Below are 17,743 nucleotides of genomic sequence, written 5' to 3'. Positions count from 1 at the left end.
GCCTGAGTCCAGAGGAGGTGGAGACCGCTTTGCGCGCTTATGAAGTCATGGTCATCCTCGACCCCAGCCTTGACGAGCGGACGGTCGAGCCGTCGCTCGACAAGTACCTCAACGTCATCCGCAAGGACGGCGGCACCGTCGACAACGTCGACGTGTGGGGCCGCCGCCGGATGGCCTACGAGATCAACAAGAACGCCGAGGGCATCTACGCGGTCATCAACCTGACCGCCGAGCCCGCGACCGTCGCCGAGTTCGACCGCCAGCTCGGTCTGAACGAGGCCATCCTCCGCACCAAGGTGCTGCGGCCCGTCGGCTGACACCTGTGGACGAGCCCTTCCGCATGTCGGAGGGCGCGGCCACGATGGACCGACACACGTCCAACAGCATCTGATCGCTAGGGAGACACCCACATGGCAGGCGAGACCGTCATCACCGTCGTCGGCAACCTGGTCGACGACCCGGAGCTGCGCTTCACCCCGTCGGGGGCTGCGGTCGCGAACTTCCGGATCGCCTCGACGCCGCGCACCTTCGACCGGCAGACCAGCGAGTGGAAGGACGGCGAAGCCCTCTTCCTCTCGTGCGCGGTCTGGCGGCAGTACGCCGAAAACGTCGCCGAGTCCCTGACCAAGGGGATGCGCGTGATCGTCTCGGGCCGGCTGAAGTCGCGGCAGTACGAGACCCGCGAGGGTGAGAAGCGGACCGCGATGGAGATCGACGTCGACGAGGTCGGTCCCGCGCTGCGCTACGCCACGGCCAAGGTCACCCGGGCCGGCCGATCCGGCGGTGGCGGCGGCTACGGCTCGGCCGGTGGCTCCGGTGGCGGCGCCCCCGCCAACGACCCGTGGGCCTCGCAGGCCCCCGCCGGCGGTGCGCCGTCGGGCGGCGGAGCTCCGGCGAACGACCCGTGGGGCGCCCCGGGTGGCGGCTCCGACGAGCCTCCCTTCTGATCCAACCAACCATCAAACCGACCATTCCGGCGGCCGTGACTGAGCCGCCGGGCTCTGAAGGAGGAGCACCACAATGGCGAAGCCAGTCGTCCGCAAGCCCAAGAAGAAGGTTTGCCAGTTCTGCAAGGAGAAGGCGACCGGTGTCGACTACAAGGACACCGCCCTGCTCCGCAAGTTCATCTCCGACCGCGGCAAGATCCGCGCGCGGCGGGTGACCGGCAACTGCGTCCAGCACCAGCGCGACGTGGCCATCGCGGTCAAGAACGCCCGCGAGCTGGCGCTGCTGCCCTACACGGCCGCCGGCCGCTGATCGCCGGAAGGAGACGCTGACATGAAGATCATCCTGACCCAGGAGGTCGAGGGCCTCGGCGCCCCCGGCGACATCGTCGAGGTCAAGGACGGCTACGGCCGCAACTTCCTGCTGCCGCAGGGCCGCGCGCTCCGCTGGAGCCGCGGCGCCCAGGCGCAGGCCGACGCGATCAAGGCGTCGGTGCAGGCCAAGGCCGTCCGCGACGAGACGCACGCCTCCGAGATCAAGGCGAAGCTCGAGGACGCCCCGGTCGACGTGAAGGTCAAGGCCGGCCAGGGCGGCCGCCTGTTCGGCTCGGTCACCCTCGGTGACATCGCCGACGCGCTCGGCGAGCGCACCGGCGAGTCGATCGACAAGCGGACCATCGTCCTCGGCGGCCCGATCAAGACGCTGGGCAACCACGCCGTCTCGGTCAAGCTGCACGACGACGTCTCGGCCGCGGTCTCGCTGAACGTCATCCCGGCCTGAACCGACCGGCCGACTGACGCAACACCCCTGGACGGGGGCCGCCTGCGGGCGGCCCCCGTCCTTCGTCGGTGGTCGAGGAGGTCGCGCAGCGACCGTCTCGAGACCCCGACACGCCACCGCAGCGCCGGGCGCGGCCGCACGACCGTGGGAGGGTTGACGTCGGTCCTGCCTCAGATCCCCCACGGAGGAAGCCTCGATGAAGTCCGTCCGCGTCCTGCTGCCCGTCGCCCTGCTCGCGCTGGCGCCGGTCCTCGCCGCCTGCGGCGGCGACGACGACGCCCAGGCCAAGGACGACGTGTCGACGAGCAGCTCGATGCCGGTCGACCGGTCCACCGACACCGCGTCGGCGTCGACCGACACCGCGTCCGCGTCGACGTCGGCCCCCGAGAGCTCGGACACCGGCACGGGTGGCGGCCTGCCGGCCGCGTGCGACGTGGTCAAGAAGATCGACATCGCGACGGCGTACGGCGTCACGCCCGCGGCGGGCTCCGCCACCGGCGACGGCGCCGGCTGCGCATTCGCTGCGAAGAACTTCCTGGCCGCCACCGTCAGCATCTCCGACAAGTGCCCGTCCGCGAGCCTGCCGACGTCGAAGGCCGTGGACGTCGACGGCGCGACCAGCGCCCTGTGGGGCGAGGCGAGCAGCGACCCGTTCGCCGCCGAGCTGATCGCGTGCACCGACAGCGCCGCGCTGGTCGTGGAGCTCGCCTTCCAGCCGGGCTACCAGCACGAGGGCGACCCCCAGGCGCAGACGATCAGCCTGGCCGAGACGGTCCTGAAGCGCCTGCCGTAGCGCGAGCGGGCCGAATCATCACGGTATGCGGGTGAGTCGCCGCTTCCCGTGCGGAGCTCCGCACGGGAGGTGACTACTCGCCTGCATCCCGTGGGGATTCGGCGGCGCCCGCCCACGCCCGCGCGGCATAGGCGAGGCAGAGCACGAACAGCGACACCTGGGACAGCCCGGTGACGATGCCGGCGGGGTCGCGCAGCGACTCGACGCCACCGCCGATCACGACGGCGGGAGCGAGAGCGCTGAGGACGAACCCGATCGCGGTCCAGGCGAGCCAGCCGGTCGCGAAGGTCTCCCCGGCGGCGCGGGCCTGCACCGAGAGCGCGTGGCACAGCACGGCGCAGAAGGTCAGCGACGGCAGGTCGATCGCCCAGCCCAGGGCGGGATCGGCGTCCGCGAACCAGTCGTGCACGGACGGCCACCACAGCACCGCGGACGCGAGCAGCGCGCCGATGCCGAGCACCCAGAGGACCGAACGGGCGGACAGCTCGACCCGGTGGGTGATGGTGCGGAGCGCCCCGAGGACGAGCGCCCAGCCGATCGGGTCGGGCAGCAGGTCGAAGCCGCCGGCGCGCGAGTAGAGGGCGACGATGACCAGTCCGATCGCGACCGCCAGCAGGGGCTGCCTCATCGAGCGGGCTCCGCGCCGGTCACGAGCCAGCGGTCGCCGTACGCCCGGTGCAGGAGCGTCGCGACCCGGCCGCCCGTGAAGACGACGCAGAACACGATCCACACCCAGGTCAACGCGGCGCCGGGCAGGTCGGCGTGGGCGGTGAGCAGCACGAGCGGAGCGTATCCGGCGAGCACCACGACCCCGGCCCACGCCAGGTAGCGCCCGTCGCCGGCACCGATGAGGACCCCGTCGAGGACGAAGACGACACCCGCGACCGGCTGGGCGAGCGCGCCCACGAGCAGCACGGGGACCAGCGCGCGGTGGACGGCCTCGTCGGCCGTGAACAGGTTTCCGAGGACGGGCGACACGGCCGCGAGACCGATCCCGGTCACGACCCCGCAGACCACGCCCCAGCCGACCATCCGGCGGGTCACTGCCCGGGTCCCGGCAGCGTCGCCGGCGCCGAGGTAGCGACCGGTGAGCGCCTGCGCCGCGATGGCGATCGAGTCGAGGGCGAAGGCGAGGAAGGTCCAGACCGTCATCGCCAGCTGGTGGGCGGCGATCGGCACCGCCTGCCCGCCGAGGCCGCGGCCCGCGCTCACCACGACGGCGTACGTCGTCACGAGCAGCGCCGCGCGGAGGGTGAGGGTCCTGACGAGCAGGGGCACGCCGGCCCGCGCGGCGGTACGGATGCCCGGCAGGTCCGGGGCGAGCGTGGCGCCCTCGCGACGAGCGACCCGCACGACGACGGCGACGAGCACCGCCGCGGAGAGCGCCTGTGCGATCACGGAGCCGAGCGCCGAGCCGCGGATGCCCAGCCGGGGCAGCGGGCCCGCGCCGTAGACGAGCACGACGTTGAGGAGCAGGTTGAGGGCGTTGCCGCCCACGGCGACCGCCAACGGCGTGCGGGTGTCCTGCAGCCCGCGGAGCACGCCCGTCGCCGCGAGCATCAGCAGCAGCGGGGTGACGCCGAGGAGCGCGACGCGGAGGTACGTCGCCGCCGGCCCGGCGACGCCGGGGCCAGGGCCGAGCAGGGCGACCAGCTGGTCGACGAGGCCGATCCCGAGCGCGGTGACGACCACGCCGATCACGACGGCGAGCCAGAGCCCGTCGATGCCCTGGGCCAGCGCGGCGGCCCGGCGCCCGGCGCCGAGCTGCCGGGCGACGCCGGCCGTCGTGCCGTACGCGAGGAAGACGCACAGCCCGACCAGCGTCTGCAGGATCGTGCCGGCGATCCCCAGGCCCGCGAGCGGGTCGGTGCCGAGGTGGCCGACCACCGCGGAGTCGCCGAGCAGGAACAACGGCTCGGCGACCAGCGCGAGGAACGCCGGTACGGCGAGCCGCCCGATCTCACGGTCGTCGGCGGTCGGCCGGACCCTCGTCACGGGCGCCGCTCCCGCCCCGGTGGATAACCGCCGCCGTCCTGTGGAAAGTGGTCTGGACCGGGGTCCCGGCCCGTCACCGGGCGTGGACGGCCAGGTGACAGGCGGGTGAACGAAAGAAGTTGTCCAGAATTTTCGCTCCACACCATGGGAGAAGCGTCCGCGCAGGTCAGAAGCGGAATTCGAGACGTCGGACGGGCCATCTCCACACCTTTCTCCCCAGCCGGTGCACACGGCCGACGCGTGTCGTCCACCTCTTGCCCCGGGTTATCCCCAAGCCCTGTGGATACGCCGCTTCCCAACCGGCGTACGCCGACCGTAGGTTCGCCATCCGAGTCTGTCGTGCGGCGGTGAGATCCGGCCCTCCGGGGTTGTGTCGGACCCTGCCCTGACGGTGGCCTGAGCAGCGTTGTCCGAGCGTGTGTCCGAGGGGGAAGACGTGAGTCTGGCCGAGGTACCGGACGAGCCGTACGACAGCTGGGGCGACGGGCCCGCGCCGTACGAGCCGGGTCAGGCTCCGCGGAGCGACGGCCGCACGCCCCCGCAGGACATGGCCGCCGAGCAGTCCGTGCTCGGCGCGATGATGATCTCCAAGGACGCCATCGCCGACGCCCTCGAGGTGATCCGCGGGGCCGACTACTACCGCCCGGCGCACGAGTCGATCCACGACGCGATCATCGACCTCTACGGCCGCGGCGAGCCCGCCGACATGGTGACCGTCGCCAGCGAGCTCCAGCGCCGGGGCGAGCTGCAGAAGGTCGGCGGCGCGCCCTACCTCCACACGCTCGCCGCCAACGTCCCGATCGCCGCCAACGCCGGGTTCTACGCCGAGATCGTGCGGGAGAAGGCGATCCTGCGCCGGCTGGTCAACGCCGGCACCAAGATCGTCCAGATCGGCTACGCCGGCGAGGGCGAGGTCGACCACATCGTCGACGAGGCCCAGGCCGAGGTCTACTCGGTCACCGACCGCCGCAAGTCCGAGGACTACGTCCCGCTCGGCGACATCATGGACTCCGTCCTCGACGAGATCGAGGCGATCGAGAGCCGCGAGGCCGGCATCTACGGCGTCCCCACCGGCTTCGCCGACCTCGACGAGCTCACCAACGGCCTGCACGCGGGCCAGATGATCGTCGTCGCGGCGCGCCCCGCCATGGGGAAGGCACTGGCCCTCGACACACCGCTGCCCACTCCGACCGGCTGGACCACGATGGGCGAGGTCGAGGTCGGCGACCAGCTGTACGACGCCCAGGGTCGCCCGACGACCGTCGTCGCCGCGACCGACGTGATGGTCGACCGGCCGTGCTACGAGGTCCAGTTCTCCGACGGCTCCACGATCGTCGCCGACGCCGAGCACCAGTGGCTCACTGAGACGAGGGCCGCGCGAAAGTCGAAGTGGGCGGCCGACACCCACGACAACCGCACGCGCAACCAGCACACGTTCGCGTCGGTGGTGACGACCGAGGAGATCTCGCGGACGCTCACCGTCGGCGAAGAAGGACGACGCAACCACGCCGTGCTCAACGCGGACGCCCTCCAGGGACAGCAGGCCGAGCTCCCGATCCCCCCGTACGTCCTCGGCGCGTGGCTCGGTGACGGGCACAGCGCCAGCGCGCGGATCACGTGCGAGACGGACGAGATCCCCATGTTCATCGAGGCCGAGGGCTTCGACGTACGACCCTGGGGCGGGCTGCTCTACTCGATCAAGCTTCCTGACGAGCCCTCGTCGCACGGTGGGCGCTGCCTCACCTGCGGTGAGCCAGCCACCGCGAAGCGGTCGTACTGCCGCGCCTGCCATGACGACCACGGCACCATGACGGCGCTGCTCCGCAAGATCGGGGTGCTCAACAGCAAGCACATCCCCGCCGCTTACCTCCGCGGCTCGGAGGCGCAGCGGCGGCAGCTCCTCGCCGGCCTCATGGACACCGACGGGACGGTCGTGCGAGGCGTGGGCTCGTGCCAGTTCGCGGTCACCAGCCGCCGATTGGCGGACGACGTCTACGAGCTCGTGGTCAGCCTCGGATACAAGTGCGGGCGAACGACGAAGCGCGTCAAGGGTCGCAACGAGTCGACCTCGACGGCCTTCATCTTGAACTTCTCGACCACCGACGACGTCTTCCGGCTTGCTCGGAAGCAGGCTCTTCACAAGGAGGAGCGGCCGCCAACCACGGTCCGGATCGGCCGGCGCTACATCACTGCCGTGCGGCCCGTGCACAGCGTCCCCGTCCGGTGCGTCCAGGTCGACAACGACGATCACCTCTACCTCGCGGGCCGGTCGATGATCCCGACCCACAACTCGACCCTGGCGCTCGACCTCTGCCGGTCGGCGTCGATCGACAACAACCTCGCGAGCGTGTTCTTCAGCCTGGAGATGACGCGCTCGGAGATCACGATGCGCCTGCTCTCGGCCGAGGCGCGGGTGCCGCTCAACCACATCCGCAACGGCAAGATGTCGACGGAGGAGTGGGAGCGTCTCGCCCGCAACGTCGCCAAGGTGTCGTCGGCGCCGATGTTCATCGACGACAGCCCGAACATGACGATGATGGAGATCCGCGCGAAGGCGCGCCGGCTCAAGCAGCGCCACGACCTCAAGCTGATGGTCATCGACTACCTGCAGCTGATGTCCTCGGGCAAGAAGGTCGAGTCCCGCCAGCTCGAGGTCTCGGAGTTCTCCCGGCAGATCAAGCTCCTTGCCAAGGAGCTCGAGATCCCCGTCATCGCGCTGTCGCAGCTCAACCGTGGCCCCGAGGCGCGCGCCGACAAGCGGCCGATGATGAGCGACCTTCGTGAATCGGGCTCCATCGAGCAGGATGCGGACATGGTCGTGCTGCTGCACCGGGACGACGTCTACGAGAAGGAGTCGACCCGGCCGGGCGAGGCGGACCTGATCGTGGCCAAGCACCGCAACGGGGCGACGCGGGACATCACCGTGGCGTTCCAGGGCCACTACAGCCGCTTCGTCGACATGGCGCAGTGAGCGCCGACCCGGTGACCGACGACGATCGTGGTCGGCTGCTCGCGGCCTACGACGAACAGCTGCGGACCGACGCGGAGACACCGGGCGCGCTGTCGGTGGTCGTGCTGGGGCCGCTCCGCCTGGTGACCTTCGCCGGTGGGCGGGGTTTCGTGACCTACCGCGACCTCGGAGGCGCGGACGCCGACGAGATCGTCCGGCTGGTCGGTGCGGCGGTGGCCCGCTTCGAGGCGGATCCCGCGATCACCCGCGTCGAGTGGAAGACCCGCTCGCACGACCACGCTCCCGGCCTGCACCAGGTGCTGCTGGATCACGGCTTCTCCCCCGAGGAGCCGGAGTCGATCATGATCGGCGAGGCCGAGCGCCTCGCGGTCGACGTACCCCTCCCGGACGGAGTCTCCCTGCGCCGGATCGAGGAGGAGGCGGACGTGCGGGCGATGTGCGCGATGAGCGCGCGGGCCTTCGGCGACTCCGAGGACGAGGCCGCCGAGATGTCGGACGCGCTGCTCCGCCGGCTCGCGCTCGACGACGGGATGGAGCTCTGGGTCGCCGAGGCCGACGGGCGGGTCGTGTCGGCCGGACGCCTCGAACCGGTCGCGGGCACCGACTTCGCGGGCATCTGGGGCGGCTCGACGCTCGAGGAGTGGCGCGGCCGCGGCATCTACCGCGCGCTGACGGCGGCCCGTGCGTCGTCGGCGCTCCGCGCGGGCAAGGCGCTCATCCACTCCGATTCGACCGAGTACTCCCGGCCGATCCTGGAGCGCTACGGATTTTCCAAGGTGTCCACGACGACGCCCTACGAATGGCGCCGTTGACGGCCGAGGTCAGCGGGGCAGCTCGGACGGGAGCCGCGGGGTGTACGGCGCCTCGAGCCGCTCGATCTCGTCGTCGGTGAGCTCGATGTCGAGGGAGGCGAGCGCGTCGTCGAGGTGCTGCGGCTTGCTCATCCCGACGATGGGGGCGGTGACCGTGGGGTTCGAGCTGACCCAGGCCAAGGCGACCTGCGCAGGGGGAACGCCGCGCTCCTTGGCCACGTCGAGCACCGCCTCGACGATCTGCCGGTCGCTGTCGAGGTAGAGGCTCTGGCCGAAGGCGTCGCTCTCGGAGCGCTGGGTGCTCTCGTCCCACGGACGGGTGAGCCGCCCGCGGGCGAGCGGGCTCCACGGGATGACGCCGATGCCCTGGTCGGCGCAGAGCGGGAGCATCTCCCGCTCCTCCTCCCGCGCGAGCAGGTTGTAGTGGTTCTGCATGCTGACGAACGGCGTCCAGCCGTTGAGCAGGGCGGCGTACTGCATCTTGGAGAACTGCCAGGCATACATCGACGAGGCGCCGAGGTAGCGAGCCTTCCCGGCCCGCACCACGTCGTGCAGCGCCTCCATCGTCTCCTCGACCGGCGTGACCGGGTCGAAGCGGTGGATCTGGTAGAGGTCGACGTAGTCGGTGCCGAGCCGGCGCAGCGAGTTGTCGATCTCCTGCAGGATCGCCTTGCGGGACAGGCCCTGACCGTTCGGGCCGTCGCTCATCCGCCCGTGCACCTTGGTGGCGAGGACGATGTTGTCGCGCTGCGCGAAGTCGGCCAATGCGCGGCCGGTGATCTCCTCGCTGCTGCCGGCGGCGTACACGTTGGCGGTGTCGAAGAAGTTGACGCCGGCCTCGATCGCCTGCTGGATCAGCGGCCGCGCCTCGTTCTCCTGCAGCGTCCAGGGTCGTCCCTTCGCGGGATCGCCCCACGACATGCAGCCGACGCAGATCGGCGAGACCTCCAGGCCGGTGCTGCCCAGTCGTACGTAGTCCATCTCGCACCGCCGTCCGCTCGGGTCCAGTTGCGCCGTCCAACCTAGCGAGCGCCCCGAAGAAAGCCGGGGGCGCTCGGACGGTGGTTTCGCCTACGGTGGCGTGGTGCAGCTGGAGAACGTCGTCTTCGATGCCGTGGACCCGCAGGCGGTGGGCCGGTTCTGGGAGTCCGAGCTCGGGACCGAGCCGCTGACCGACGAGGAGGCCGGGTACGAGACGCGGCTGGCCGTCCCGGACGGGCCGGTGCTGGACCTGTGCTTCCAGCGGGTGGCCGAGCCGCCGACCGGGCCGCAGCGGCTGCACCTGGAGATCGTCGACGACGCGGACACCGAGCTGGAGCTGACCGACCCCGGCGGCAACCCGTTCACCGAGCTGCCGGCGGGATCGGCGTACGCCGACGACAGCCCGCTCGCCACGATCGTCCTCGCAGCGGCCGACCCCGAGCGCGACCGGCGGTTCTGGTCGTGGCTCACCGGCTGGGAGCCCGTCGACCCGGGTCCGGTCGTCGGCCTCCGGCATCCCTCGCACCGGGGCCCGCTGCTCGAGCTCCGCCCCGAGGCCGCGCCCAAGGGCGAGGGCAAGAACCGGATCCACCTCGACGTGCGGCTCGAGCCGGGCGAGGACGCCGACGCGGTGGCGACGGCGATCGTCGAGCGCGGCGGCCGGGAGCTGCACTTCGACTGGGGCGAGCTCCCGTGGCGGCACTTCGCCGACCCGTCGGGCAACGAGTTCTGCATGCTCCGGGCGCCGGTCTGAGCAGGGCCGCGCGATGGCGGTGCTCGACGACGTCCGACCGCTCGGGAGCGAGCTCGAGCGCTCCTACGAGGTCTACGTCCGCGGTCGGCTGAAGTTCCGCGTCAAGCAGATCGTGTACGTCGCCTTCTCGCTCGACGAGACGGTGATGGGCTTCGCGTTCCCGAAGGAGGAGCGTGCGGCACTCGTCGGCGGGGCGCCGCACAAGTTCGCGATGCCGAGGGAGTCCGACCTCCGCTTCAACTGGGTGCACGCCGACCTGGCCGCGCTCGACCCCGGCGAGGCGCGCGAGCTCGTCGTCGACGCCTGGCGGATGGTCGTCCCCCAGAAGTGCGCACGTGCCTACGACCTGACCCACCCGGACGGACCTGGTTGAGAGGGATGACGCCCTGATGGCCGCTGCTCTGGTCACGGAGCTCGACGATGAGTGACCGGACACGAGTCGTGCGCGCGACGGTCGCCGAGGCACCGGTGGCCGCGGAGCTCCTCGACGCCTTCAACCGCGAGTTCGCCACCCCGACCCCGGGGCCGGACGCGATCGCGGCCCGGCTGGCCGAGCTGCTGGTGGGGGACAGCGTCGCGGCCTTCCTCGCCGGCGACCCCGCGGTCGGCATCGCGCTGGTGACGCTGCGCCCGAACGTCTGGTACACCGGCCCCGTCGGGCTCCTCGACGAGCTGTACGTCGCACCGGCCCACCGCGGCCGTGGCCTCGGCACGAAGCTGCTCGCGGCGGCGGAGGCCTGGGTGTCGGCCAACGACGGCACGGTCCTCGAGATCAACGTCGACGGCGAGGACATCGACGCCCGCCGGTTCTACGAGCGGCACGGGTACACCGACCGGGAGCCGGGTGCCCCGGTGTCCTCGCTGTTCTACTTCAAGGAGTGGTGAGCGCCCGGGCCGCTCGGGACACCCCGCTCGAGGTACTCGTAGAGCGCGGCTCCGGCCCAGCCGAGGCCGGTGAGCACGGTCATGGCGACGATCAGCATCACGAGAGTCATGGCAGCAATTCTTCGGCAGATCCATTCCTGCCAACAGTGGCAGGGATGCTGACCTCCGTCGATTTACTGCCACGCCTCCTTATGCTCGCTCGGTGGACGCCAGCCGCGTGATCGAGAACCTCATCTACACCTACGCCGAGCGCATCGACCGCGGCGACTTCGACGGGGTGGCCGCGCTCTTCGAGCACGCCACGATCCACGGCGTCCCCGACGGTCCGCCGTCGACCCGGTTCCAGGGCGTCCGGGCCGTGCGGGCGCTGTACGAGGCGACCACCCGGCTCCACGACGACGGCACTCCGAGGACGAAGCACCTCACCACGAACGCGATCATCGAGGTCGACGAGGACGCGGGCACGGCAACCTGCCGCTCCAGCTACTGCGTGCTCCAGGCGACCCCCGGCCTGCCGCTCCAGCCGATCGTGACCGGGCGGTACCACGACACGTTCCACGTCGTCGACGCCGCATGGTGCTTCGCGTCGCGGACGATCTTCATGGACCAGGTCGGGGACCTCTCGCAGCACCTGAAGGGGTGACCTCAGGTGCGCCACGGCAGCCGTGGCGACACCATGAAGAAGAGCTGGACCAGTGCCAGGCCGGCGATGGCCGCGACAGGGGACAGCAGGGCGAGCAGGGCGGCAGCGGCGTACAGCGCCTGCGCGAGCACCAGCCGTCGCCGTACGAGGACCAGCGCCTCGCCCTCCTCGGCCAGGCCGGCGCGGGACACGTGCCAGAGCTGCCAGGCCAGGCCAGCGCCGAGCATCGCCAGGTTGGCCCAGTAGAGCGCCACCGCGAGCCGCAGGTGGGCGTGGTCGGCGAGCACGGACGCCGAGAACGGGAGGGTGGTGACGAAGAACAAGAAGGTCAGCACCGACCACGCGAGCGTGCGATCGGAGCCGCGCGCCTGGTCGAGGACGGCGTGCACTGCCAGCCAGAACGTGCCGAGCATCGTGAACGAGAGCGCGTAGGCGGCGATCTCCGGTCCGAGCTCGCCCAGCTGGTCCCGGAGTGCCCCGCTGTCCGCGACCTCGCCGGCCGGCAGTCGCAGGTCCAGCACGAGCAGGGTCATCGCCACGGCGAAGACGCCGTCGGCGAGCACCCGGATGCGCTCGAGGTCCCGTCCCGACAGCGTGTTGTAGCCCGCCACGACGCCAGCCTCGCGCCGCAGGCTTGATCCCAGCGCCCGACACGCGAGAATCCCCGCATGAACCTGACCCGTGAGCTGGCGTACGCCGCCCCCGTGCCGACCGTCCTGGCGATGCTCCAGGACCCCGCGTTCTGGGACCAGGTGGCCGCCGCGACCGGCGCCCGCGAGAGCAGGACCACCGTCGACAGGATCGGTGACGTGGTGGAGGTCGTGACCGACCAGCAGCAGGACGTCGTCGGCGTCCCGTCGTTCGCCAAGAGGTTCGTCGGCGAGAGCACCCAGGCGATCGTGCGCCAGACCTGGCGCGGCGAGGAGGCGGGCTACGTCGTGGACAGCCCCGGCAAGCCGATCTCGATCAGCGGCTCGGCGACGGTCACCGCCAGTGCCGCGGGGAGCGTCCTGACCTACGACCTCGACGTGAAGGCCGGCGTGCCGCTGGTCGGCGGCAAGCTGGAGAAGCTCGTCTGCGACCTCACGGCCGAGGGCCTCGAGAAGGAGCACGCGGTCGGCGTCCGCTGGCTCGCCGACCGGGGCTGAGGTCAGGGCGTCCTGCCACTGGTTCCGGGGACCTAGGGCCCTGCCCGTCCGCGCCCTTTCCTGCGAAGGATGGCAGTAGGGAGGTGGGCCGGCATGGAGACAATGAGTGCGCTGGACGCCGCGTTCCTCCAGATCGAGGACCGCAACGCGGCGTTGCACATCGGCAGCGTCGGCATCTTCGAGGGACCGGTCCCGGCGTTCGACGCCGTACGGGCCGAGATCGCGAGGAAGCTCGACCGGGTGCCGCGCTACCGACAGCGGATGCTGCGCGTGCCGGGCAACCTCGGGCGCCCGGTCTGGCGCGAGGACCCGGCCTTCGACATCGAGCTCCACCTGCGCCGCTCGGCGCTGCCCCGACCGGGCGGGGATCGTGAGCTCGCGGAGCACGTCGGGTGGATCATGTCCGAACCGCTGGACCACGACCACCCGCTGTGGGAGGACTGGGTGGTGGAGGGGCTGGAGCACGGCCGCTGGGCCCTCGTCAGCAAGGTCCATCACAGCGTGGTCGACGGCATCGCGGGCACCGACCTGCTGACCAGGCTGTTCGGCGCCGACCCGGCCCCGGGCACGGACACACCCGCGACGGTCGCCCCCGGACGTCTGCCGAGCGCCCGGGCGCTCGTCGCGCGGGCAGTACGCGAGGACGCCGCGGCCCTCACCGGAGCCGTCCTCGGCGCCGTCCGGCACCCGCGCAAGCTCGCCGGGCAGGCGCGGACGTCGACGGGCGTCCTGCGCTACCTGGCCGCGCTGCGCCCGGTGGGCCGGTCCTCGATCCTGGGCCCGATCGGTGCCAGCCGGGGCTATCGCTGGGCCGAGGTCCCCTTGGCCGACGCGCTCGCCATCAGGGCGGCGTACGGGTGCACGGTGAACGACGTCGTCGTCGCCGCGGAGACCAGGGCCCTGCGCGAGCTGCTGGTGGTCCGGGGCGAGGAGCCGACGGCGCACCTGGTGCGCACGCTGGTGCCCGTCTCCGTACGCCGACCCGACCAGCACGGCGCGATGGACAACCGGGTGTCGGCGATCCTCCTCGACCTCCCGGTCGACGAGCCCGATCCGGTGCGCTGCCTGGAGGCGGTCGCGGAGCGGATGCGCCGGCTCAAGCACACCCACGAGGCCGAGGCCGGCGAGCTGATGACCGCGCTCGGCGACGGGCTGCCACCGCCCGCGCTCATGGCCGGGCTCCGACTCGTCTTCCGCGTGCCGCAGCAGTTCCTCACGACCGTGACGACCAACGTCCCCGGCCCCAGGGAGCAGCTGCACCTGGCCGGGCGGCCGATGGTCGCGACGTACCCCTACGTGCCGATCGCCGATCGCCTGCGCACCGGCTTCGCCGTGACGTCCTACGGAGAGAGCCTCTACTTCGGCATCACCGCCGACGAGGGGTCCACCCCGGACATCGACGTCCTGCGGGACGGGCTCCTCAACGCCTTCGCCGAGCTCGTCATCGCCGCGCGCGTGGCAGGAGGTGTCCGATGACACGCGAGCGCATGCGCCCGGCCGACGCCGCCTGGCTGCGGATGGACTCACCGACGAACCTCATGGTCGTCAACAGCGTGCTGTGGTTCGAGGACGTGATCCCGCTGGCGGAGCTGCGCGACGTGCTGGCCGACCGCCTGGTGGCACGGTTCCCACGCTTCCGGCAGCGCGTCACCCACGCGCGCGGTACGTGGTGGTGGGAGGACGACCCCGACTTCGACCTCGCACGGCACCTGCACCAGGTCAAGCTCCCGGCCCCGCAGGGGCGCCGTGAGCTCGAGGCCCTCGTCAGGTCGTACCTGACCGAGCCGCTCGACCGCGCTCGCCCGCTGTGGGAGCTCTACGTGGTCGACCGCTACCGGGGCGGCACCGCTCTCTTCTTCCGGATGCACCACTGCATCGCCGACGGCATCGCGCTGACCCGGGTGCTGCTCTCGCTGACCGACGACGGCGACGAGTACGTGGGCGTCGCACCTGAGGATCGGTCCAGGCACCACGGGCTGCTGGCCGGAGCGGCGGCGATGGTCACCCACGAGGTCGTCGACATCGCGCGGCACCCCGGGCACCTCTTCGACCTCGCAGCCGAGGGAGCGTCGGACACCGAGGCGATGGCGAGGCTGACGGCCCTGCCTCCCGACCGTGCGTTCCTCGCTCGTCGCACCGGGCGGGAGAAGGAGGTCGTCTGGTCGGACCCGATCCCGCTCGCGCGCGTGAAGCGGATCGCCCACACCACGGGCACCACCGTGAACGACGTCCTGCTCGCTGCGGTGTCCGGTGCCCTGCGGGCGGAGCGGGAGCGTGCCGACGCACGCCCGCGCGACGTACGTGTGGTGGTGCCGTTCAACCTGCATCCGCTCGACGAGCCGCTGCCCGCGACGCTGGGCAACCGGTTCGGGCTGGTCTACCTGAGCCTGCCGCTGAGCAGGTCCACACCTCGCGAGCGACTGGAGGAGATGTCCCGCCGGATGGGCCGGATCAAGAGCTCCGGGGACGCGGTGGTGTCCTTCGGGATCCTCGACGCGGTCGGCCGGGCGCCGTACGCGATCGAGCGCCTCGTGGTCGGGGTCTTCGCCGCCAAGGCGGGCGGCGTGATGACGAACGTCGCCGGGCCCCGAGGACCTGTCACCCTGGGCGGGCACACCCTGCGCGGCACGATCGGCTGGGTACCGATGTCGGGATCGATCGGTCTGGGCCTGTCCATCTTCAGCTACGCCGGCTCGGTCTTCATCGGCCTCGTGGTCGACCCGCTCCAGGTCGAGAACCCGCGCCGGTTGCTCGAGGAGACCGTCGACGAGCTCGGGCTCCTGGCGGCGACAGCCGCGGAGGAGGTCACCGGTCCCGCTCCCCGCGCCCGACGCAACCGAGCGTGACGCCGGCGGCTGCCAGCCACAGGACCGCCGTCGTCGTCGCCATCGCGTGCATCCCGGCCACGAACGAGCCCGCGGAGTCGGGCGGCCCGGCTACCGCGCCGTAGATCGCGATCCCGAGCGCGCCACCCGCCTGACGTGCGGTGTTGTTCGCGCCCGAGGCGAGCCCGGACCGCTCCGGCCCGACGGCGGCGATCGCCGCGGCCACGACCGCCGGCGTGAGGAGGCCCAGGCCGACGCCCCAGGCCAGCAGCGCCGGCAGCAGCACGGGGTACGCCGACCGCACCGACGCGGTCAGCAGAAGGGCGACGCCGACTGCGCCGACGAGGAGCCCGAGCACCATCGGTAGCCGCGGCCCGCGGCGCGACGCCAGCCGACCTGCGTACGGCGCCAGCACCGTGAGGGGAAGGAACAGCGGCAGCAGCGCGACCCCCGCCCCGAGCGGGCTGCGCTGCTGCACCGTCTGCAGGTAGAGCGTGATCAGGAACAGGGTGCCGAGCGTGCCGAGGTTCATCGCCCCGGCAACGGCGTTCGCTGCGACGAACTGCCGTCGCAGGAGAAGGTCGAGCGGCAGCATCGGGTGCGGGCTGCGGTGCTCGACCAGGAGGAACCCACCCACGGCCACCGCGGCAGCGGCCAGGGCGACCAGGCCGAAGCCGGTCGAGCGGTGGCCGAGCTCGACGATGCCCAGCACGAGCGCGCCGAGAGCGACCACCGCCGTCGCGCTGCCCGGCCAGTCCGGACCGCGGTCCGTCGTGCCGGACGGTGGCCGGTCGCGAACCACCCGGACGGCGAGCACCGCTGCCACGAGCACGATCGGCGCGTTCACGAGGAAGACCGCGCGCCAGCCCAGGCCCTCGACCAGCGCCCCGCCCAGCAGCGGGCCGGCCGGCAGGGCGGCGCTGCCCACCGACGCCCAGATGCCGATCGCCCTCGCCTGCTCGCGGCGATCGGGGAAGGTGTCGGCGATGATCGCCAGCGTCCCCGGCAGCAGCAGCGCCGCCCCGACGCCCTGCAGCACCCGGGCCGCGACGAGGACGCCCGTCGTCGGCGCCAGCCCGCACGCCAGTGAGGCGAGGCCGAACAGGACGAGACCGCCGAGCACGACGCGCTTGTGCCCGACGACGTCGCCCAGGCTGCCGCCGACCAGCAGCAGCGCCGCAAGCGGCACGGCGTAGCCGTCGACCACCCACTGCAACCCGGCGACCCCGGTGCCGAGCCGGTCGCCGAGCTGCGGGAGCGCGACGTTGACGACCGTGACGTCGAGCAGCACCAGGAAGTAGCCCGTGCACATGACGAGCAGCACCAGCCACCGAGACGTGGCCGGCACGGGGGTCCGCTGGTTCGCGCCCGGCACCTGGTCCAGGCTGGCACGCGGTGCCGACACCGCGTCCCGCCGGGCGCGCGGCTCAGCGCAGGTCGGCGGAGAGGGCCCGTCCGGCCTCGAGGAGGAGCGGCACGGCGCGGTCGACCAGCGTGTCGGTCATCCGGCCGGCCGGCCCGGAGACGGAGATGGCCAGCCTGGCCGGTGCGTCCGGCACGACGACGGCGACGCACCGCACGCCCGCCTCCTGCTCGCCCTCGTCGACCGCGTAGCCGCGCTCGGCGGCGGTCGCCAGCTCGCTCGCGAACACGTCCGGGTCGGTGATCGTCGTGTCGGTGTGGTGCGGCATCCCGGTGCGCTTGAGGATCTCGCGGACGTCGGCTGCCGGCATCCCGGCCATGATCGCCTTGCCGACCGCGGTGCAGTGCGGCAGCACCCGGCGCCCGACCTCGGTGAACATCCGCATCGACTGGCGCGACTGCGCCTGGGCGACGTACACGATCTCGTCTCCGTCGAGCATCGCCAGGTTCGCGGACTCACCGAGCTCGTCGACCAGCCGGGACAGGTGGGGTCGTGCCCAGACGCTGAGCATGTGCGAGGACGCCTCACCGAGCCGGATCAGCCGAGGGCCGAGGACGTACTGCCGCGACGCCTCCTGGCGGAGGTAGCCCAGGTCGACCAGCGTCCGCAGCAGGCGGTGGATCGTCGGCAGCGGCAGGCCCGACTCCTGGGCCAGCTGGGAGAGGCCGAGCGTCCCGCCGGCGTCGGCGAGCGTCTCCAGCAGGCCGAACGCGCGCTCGATCGACTGCACGCCTCCGGTGCCGCGACGGGCGGCAGCGGTGCTGGCCTCGGTCATCGACGCCTCCTCG

21 protein-coding genes are annotated in these 17,743 nt (G+C 72.0%); 14 read left to right on the top strand and 7 right to left on the bottom strand.

The genetic code is table 11. The features are described 5' to 3' along the window. Nucleotides 1-29 precede the first annotated feature (29 nt). The 5 genes from rpsF (at nt 30) to ABD709_RS19025 (ending at nt 2,518) form a co-directional block, all read left to right on the top strand. Complete coding sequence (gene rpsF, locus ABD709_RS19045) at nt 30-317, top strand: 30S ribosomal protein S6 (protein ID WP_344778415.1); 288 nt, start codon at nt 30-32, stop codon at nt 315-317. A 93-nt stretch (nt 318-410) separates the two neighbouring features. Beyond that, entirely contained in the window at nt 411-947 is a 537-nt protein-coding gene (locus tag ABD709_RS19040; RefSeq protein ID WP_344778413.1) for a single-stranded DNA-binding protein, read from the top strand. A gap of 73 nt (nt 948-1,020) precedes the next feature. Then, entirely contained in the window at nt 1,021-1,257 is a 237-nt protein-coding gene (gene rpsR, locus ABD709_RS19035; protein WP_344778411.1) for a 30S ribosomal protein S18, read from the top strand. 21 nt (nt 1,258-1,278) lie between these two features. Then, complete coding sequence (gene rplI / locus ABD709_RS19030; RefSeq protein WP_344778409.1) at nt 1,279-1,725, top strand: 50S ribosomal protein L9; 447 nt, start codon at nt 1,279-1,281, stop codon at nt 1,723-1,725. Between the two features lie 196 nt (nt 1,726-1,921). Next, nucleotides 1,922-2,518, top strand: a complete 597-nt coding sequence (locus ABD709_RS19025; protein WP_344778407.1) for a hypothetical protein — start codon at nt 1,922-1,924, stop codon at nt 2,516-2,518. Nucleotides 2,519-2,591: 73 nt separating this feature from the next. On the opposite strand, the gene ABD709_RS19020 is transcribed toward ABD709_RS19025, so the two are convergent. Together ABD709_RS19020 and ABD709_RS19015 are read right to left on the bottom strand one after the other, a co-directional pair. Continuing rightward, on the bottom strand, nt 2,592-3,146 hold the full coding sequence (locus tag ABD709_RS19020; RefSeq protein WP_344778405.1) for a hypothetical protein: 555 nt from the start codon (nt 3,144-3,146) through the stop codon (nt 2,592-2,594). Further along, entirely contained in the window at nt 3,143-4,513 is a 1,371-nt protein-coding gene (locus ABD709_RS19015) for an MATE family efflux transporter (protein WP_344778403.1), read from the bottom strand. The genes ABD709_RS19020 and ABD709_RS19015 overlap by 4 nt, the downstream gene beginning before the upstream one ends. A gap of 547 nt (nt 4,514-5,060) precedes the next feature. Here ABD709_RS19015 and dnaB point away from each other — a divergent pair. Together dnaB and ABD709_RS19005 are read left to right on the top strand one after the other, a co-directional pair. Further along, entirely contained in the window at nt 5,061-7,484 is a 2,424-nt protein-coding gene (gene dnaB, locus ABD709_RS19010; protein WP_344778478.1) for a replicative DNA helicase, read from the top strand. Between the two features lie 11 nt (nt 7,485-7,495). Continuing rightward, complete coding sequence (locus tag ABD709_RS19005) at nt 7,496-8,296, top strand: GNAT family N-acetyltransferase (protein ID WP_344778401.1); 801 nt, start codon at nt 7,496-7,498, stop codon at nt 8,294-8,296. Nucleotides 8,297-8,305: 9 nt separating this feature from the next. Here ABD709_RS19005 and ABD709_RS19000 read toward each other — a convergent pair whose 3' ends face one another. Next, a complete protein-coding gene (locus ABD709_RS19000; protein ID WP_344778399.1) occupies nt 8,306-9,277 on the bottom strand; it encodes an aldo/keto reductase in 972 nt (323 codons plus the stop codon). A gap of 103 nt (nt 9,278-9,380) precedes the next feature. Here ABD709_RS19000 and ABD709_RS18995 point away from each other — a divergent pair, with 103 nt between their 5' ends. The 3 genes from ABD709_RS18995 to ABD709_RS18985 are packed head-to-tail and all read left to right on the top strand — an operon-like array spanning nt 9,381 to nt 10,916. After that, nucleotides 9,381-10,031 carry a VOC family protein gene (locus tag ABD709_RS18995; protein ID WP_344778397.1) on the top strand — a complete coding sequence of 217 codons (651 nt, stop codon included), beginning with the start codon at nt 9,381-9,383 and terminating at the stop codon, nt 10,029-10,031. Between the two features lie 13 nt (nt 10,032-10,044). After that, nucleotides 10,045-10,404, top strand: coding sequence for an MmcQ/YjbR family DNA-binding protein (locus tag ABD709_RS18990; RefSeq protein WP_344778395.1), 360 nt, complete (start codon nt 10,045-10,047; stop codon nt 10,402-10,404). Between the two features lie 47 nt (nt 10,405-10,451). Beyond that, nucleotides 10,452-10,916 (top strand): GNAT family N-acetyltransferase, encoded by a 465-nt coding sequence (locus tag ABD709_RS18985; RefSeq protein WP_344778393.1) that lies wholly within the window; start codon nt 10,452-10,454, stop codon nt 10,914-10,916. Here ABD709_RS18985 and ABD709_RS18980 read toward each other — a convergent pair. Then, complete coding sequence (locus tag ABD709_RS18980; RefSeq protein ID WP_344778391.1) at nt 10,898-11,026, bottom strand: hypothetical protein; 129 nt, start codon at nt 11,024-11,026, stop codon at nt 10,898-10,900. The two genes, ABD709_RS18985 and ABD709_RS18980, sit on opposite strands and share 19 nt — an antisense overlap. 92 nt (nt 11,027-11,118) lie before the next feature. Between ABD709_RS18980 and ABD709_RS18975 the strand changes: the two genes are divergently transcribed. Continuing rightward, on the top strand, nt 11,119-11,559 hold the full coding sequence (locus tag ABD709_RS18975; protein WP_344778389.1) for a nuclear transport factor 2 family protein: 441 nt from the start codon (nt 11,119-11,121) through the stop codon (nt 11,557-11,559). A 2-nt stretch (nt 11,560-11,561) separates the two neighbouring features. On the opposite strand, the gene ABD709_RS18970 is transcribed toward ABD709_RS18975, so the two are convergent. Then, nucleotides 11,562-12,170, bottom strand: coding sequence for a TMEM175 family protein (locus ABD709_RS18970; protein WP_344778387.1), 609 nt, complete (start codon nt 12,168-12,170; stop codon nt 11,562-11,564). 57 nt (nt 12,171-12,227) lie between these two features. On the opposite strand from ABD709_RS18970, the gene ABD709_RS18965 reads away from it, so the two are divergent. The 3 genes from ABD709_RS18965 (at nt 12,228) to ABD709_RS18955 (ending at nt 15,553) form a co-directional block, all read left to right on the top strand. Continuing rightward, nucleotides 12,228-12,707: a DUF2505 domain-containing protein gene (locus ABD709_RS18965; RefSeq protein WP_344778385.1), complete on the top strand. Its 480-nt coding sequence runs from the start codon at nt 12,228-12,230 to the stop codon at nt 12,705-12,707. Between the two features lie 93 nt (nt 12,708-12,800). Next, a complete protein-coding gene (locus ABD709_RS18960; RefSeq protein WP_344778383.1) occupies nt 12,801-14,183 on the top strand; it encodes a WS/DGAT/MGAT family O-acyltransferase in 1,383 nt (460 codons plus the stop codon). Then, a complete protein-coding gene (locus tag ABD709_RS18955) occupies nt 14,180-15,553 on the top strand; it encodes a wax ester/triacylglycerol synthase family O-acyltransferase (RefSeq protein ID WP_344778381.1) in 1,374 nt (457 codons plus the stop codon). The genes ABD709_RS18960 and ABD709_RS18955 overlap by 4 nt, the downstream gene beginning before the upstream one ends. Here the strand turns inward: ABD709_RS18955 and ABD709_RS18950 are convergent. Together ABD709_RS18950 and ABD709_RS18945 are read right to left on the bottom strand one after the other, a co-directional pair. Then, nucleotides 15,513-16,880, bottom strand: a complete 1,368-nt coding sequence (locus ABD709_RS18950; RefSeq protein ID WP_344778379.1) for an MFS transporter — start codon at nt 16,878-16,880, stop codon at nt 15,513-15,515. The genes ABD709_RS18955 and ABD709_RS18950 overlap by 41 nt on opposite strands. A gap of 79 nt (nt 16,881-16,959) precedes the next feature. Then, complete coding sequence (locus tag ABD709_RS18945; protein WP_344778377.1) at nt 16,960-17,730, bottom strand: IclR family transcriptional regulator; 771 nt, start codon at nt 17,728-17,730, stop codon at nt 16,960-16,962. Nucleotides 17,731-17,743: the final 13 nt, after the last annotated feature.

Origin of the sequence: Nocardioides panacisoli, from assembly GCF_039537325.1 — a bacterium.
In the GTDB taxonomy this organism is placed as follows: Bacteria; Actinomycetota; Actinomycetes; order Propionibacteriales; family Nocardioidaceae; genus Nocardioides; species Nocardioides panacisoli.
This window is presented reverse-complemented; position numbering and strand designations above follow the sequence as displayed.

What these genes read in the sequence shown, in the direction of transcription:
- ABD709_RS19040 (WP_344778413.1), top strand. Translation starts at nt 411, where the DNA reads ATGGCAGGCGAGACCGTCATCACCGTCGTCGGCAACCTGGTCGACGAC.
- rpsR (WP_344778411.1), top strand. Translation starts at nt 1,021, where the DNA reads ATGGCGAAGCCAGTCGTCCGCAAGCCCAAGAAGAAGGTTTGCCAGTTC.
- rplI (WP_344778409.1), top strand. Translation starts at nt 1,279, where the DNA reads ATGAAGATCATCCTGACCCAGGAGGTCGAGGGCCTCGGCGCCCCCGGC.
- ABD709_RS19025 (WP_344778407.1), top strand. Translation starts at nt 1,922, where the DNA reads ATGAAGTCCGTCCGCGTCCTGCTGCCCGTCGCCCTGCTCGCGCTGGCG.
- ABD709_RS19020 (WP_344778405.1), bottom strand. Translation starts at nt 3,146, where the DNA reads ATGAGGCAGCCCCTGCTGGCGGTCGCGATCGGACTGGTCATCGTCGCC.
- dnaB (WP_344778478.1), top strand. Translation starts at nt 5,061, where the DNA reads ATGGCCGCCGAGCAGTCCGTGCTCGGCGCGATGATGATCTCCAAGGAC.
- ABD709_RS19000 (WP_344778399.1), bottom strand. Translation starts at nt 9,277, where the DNA reads ATGGACTACGTACGACTGGGCAGCACCGGCCTGGAGGTCTCGCCGATC.
- ABD709_RS18990 (WP_344778395.1), top strand. Translation starts at nt 10,045, where the DNA reads ATGGCGGTGCTCGACGACGTCCGACCGCTCGGGAGCGAGCTCGAGCGC.
- ABD709_RS18985 (WP_344778393.1), top strand. Translation starts at nt 10,452, where the DNA reads ATGAGTGACCGGACACGAGTCGTGCGCGCGACGGTCGCCGAGGCACCG.
- ABD709_RS18980 (WP_344778391.1), bottom strand. Translation starts at nt 11,026, where the DNA reads ATGACTCTCGTGATGCTGATCGTCGCCATGACCGTGCTCACCGGCCTC.
- ABD709_RS18965 (WP_344778385.1), top strand. Translation starts at nt 12,228, where the DNA reads ATGAACCTGACCCGTGAGCTGGCGTACGCCGCCCCCGTGCCGACCGTC.
- ABD709_RS18960 (WP_344778383.1), top strand. Translation starts at nt 12,801, where the DNA reads ATGGAGACAATGAGTGCGCTGGACGCCGCGTTCCTCCAGATCGAGGAC.
- ABD709_RS18955 (WP_344778381.1), top strand. Translation starts at nt 14,180, where the DNA reads ATGACACGCGAGCGCATGCGCCCGGCCGACGCCGCCTGGCTGCGGATG.
- ABD709_RS18945 (WP_344778377.1), bottom strand. Translation starts at nt 17,730, where the DNA reads ATGACCGAGGCCAGCACCGCTGCCGCCCGTCGCGGCACCGGAGGCGTG.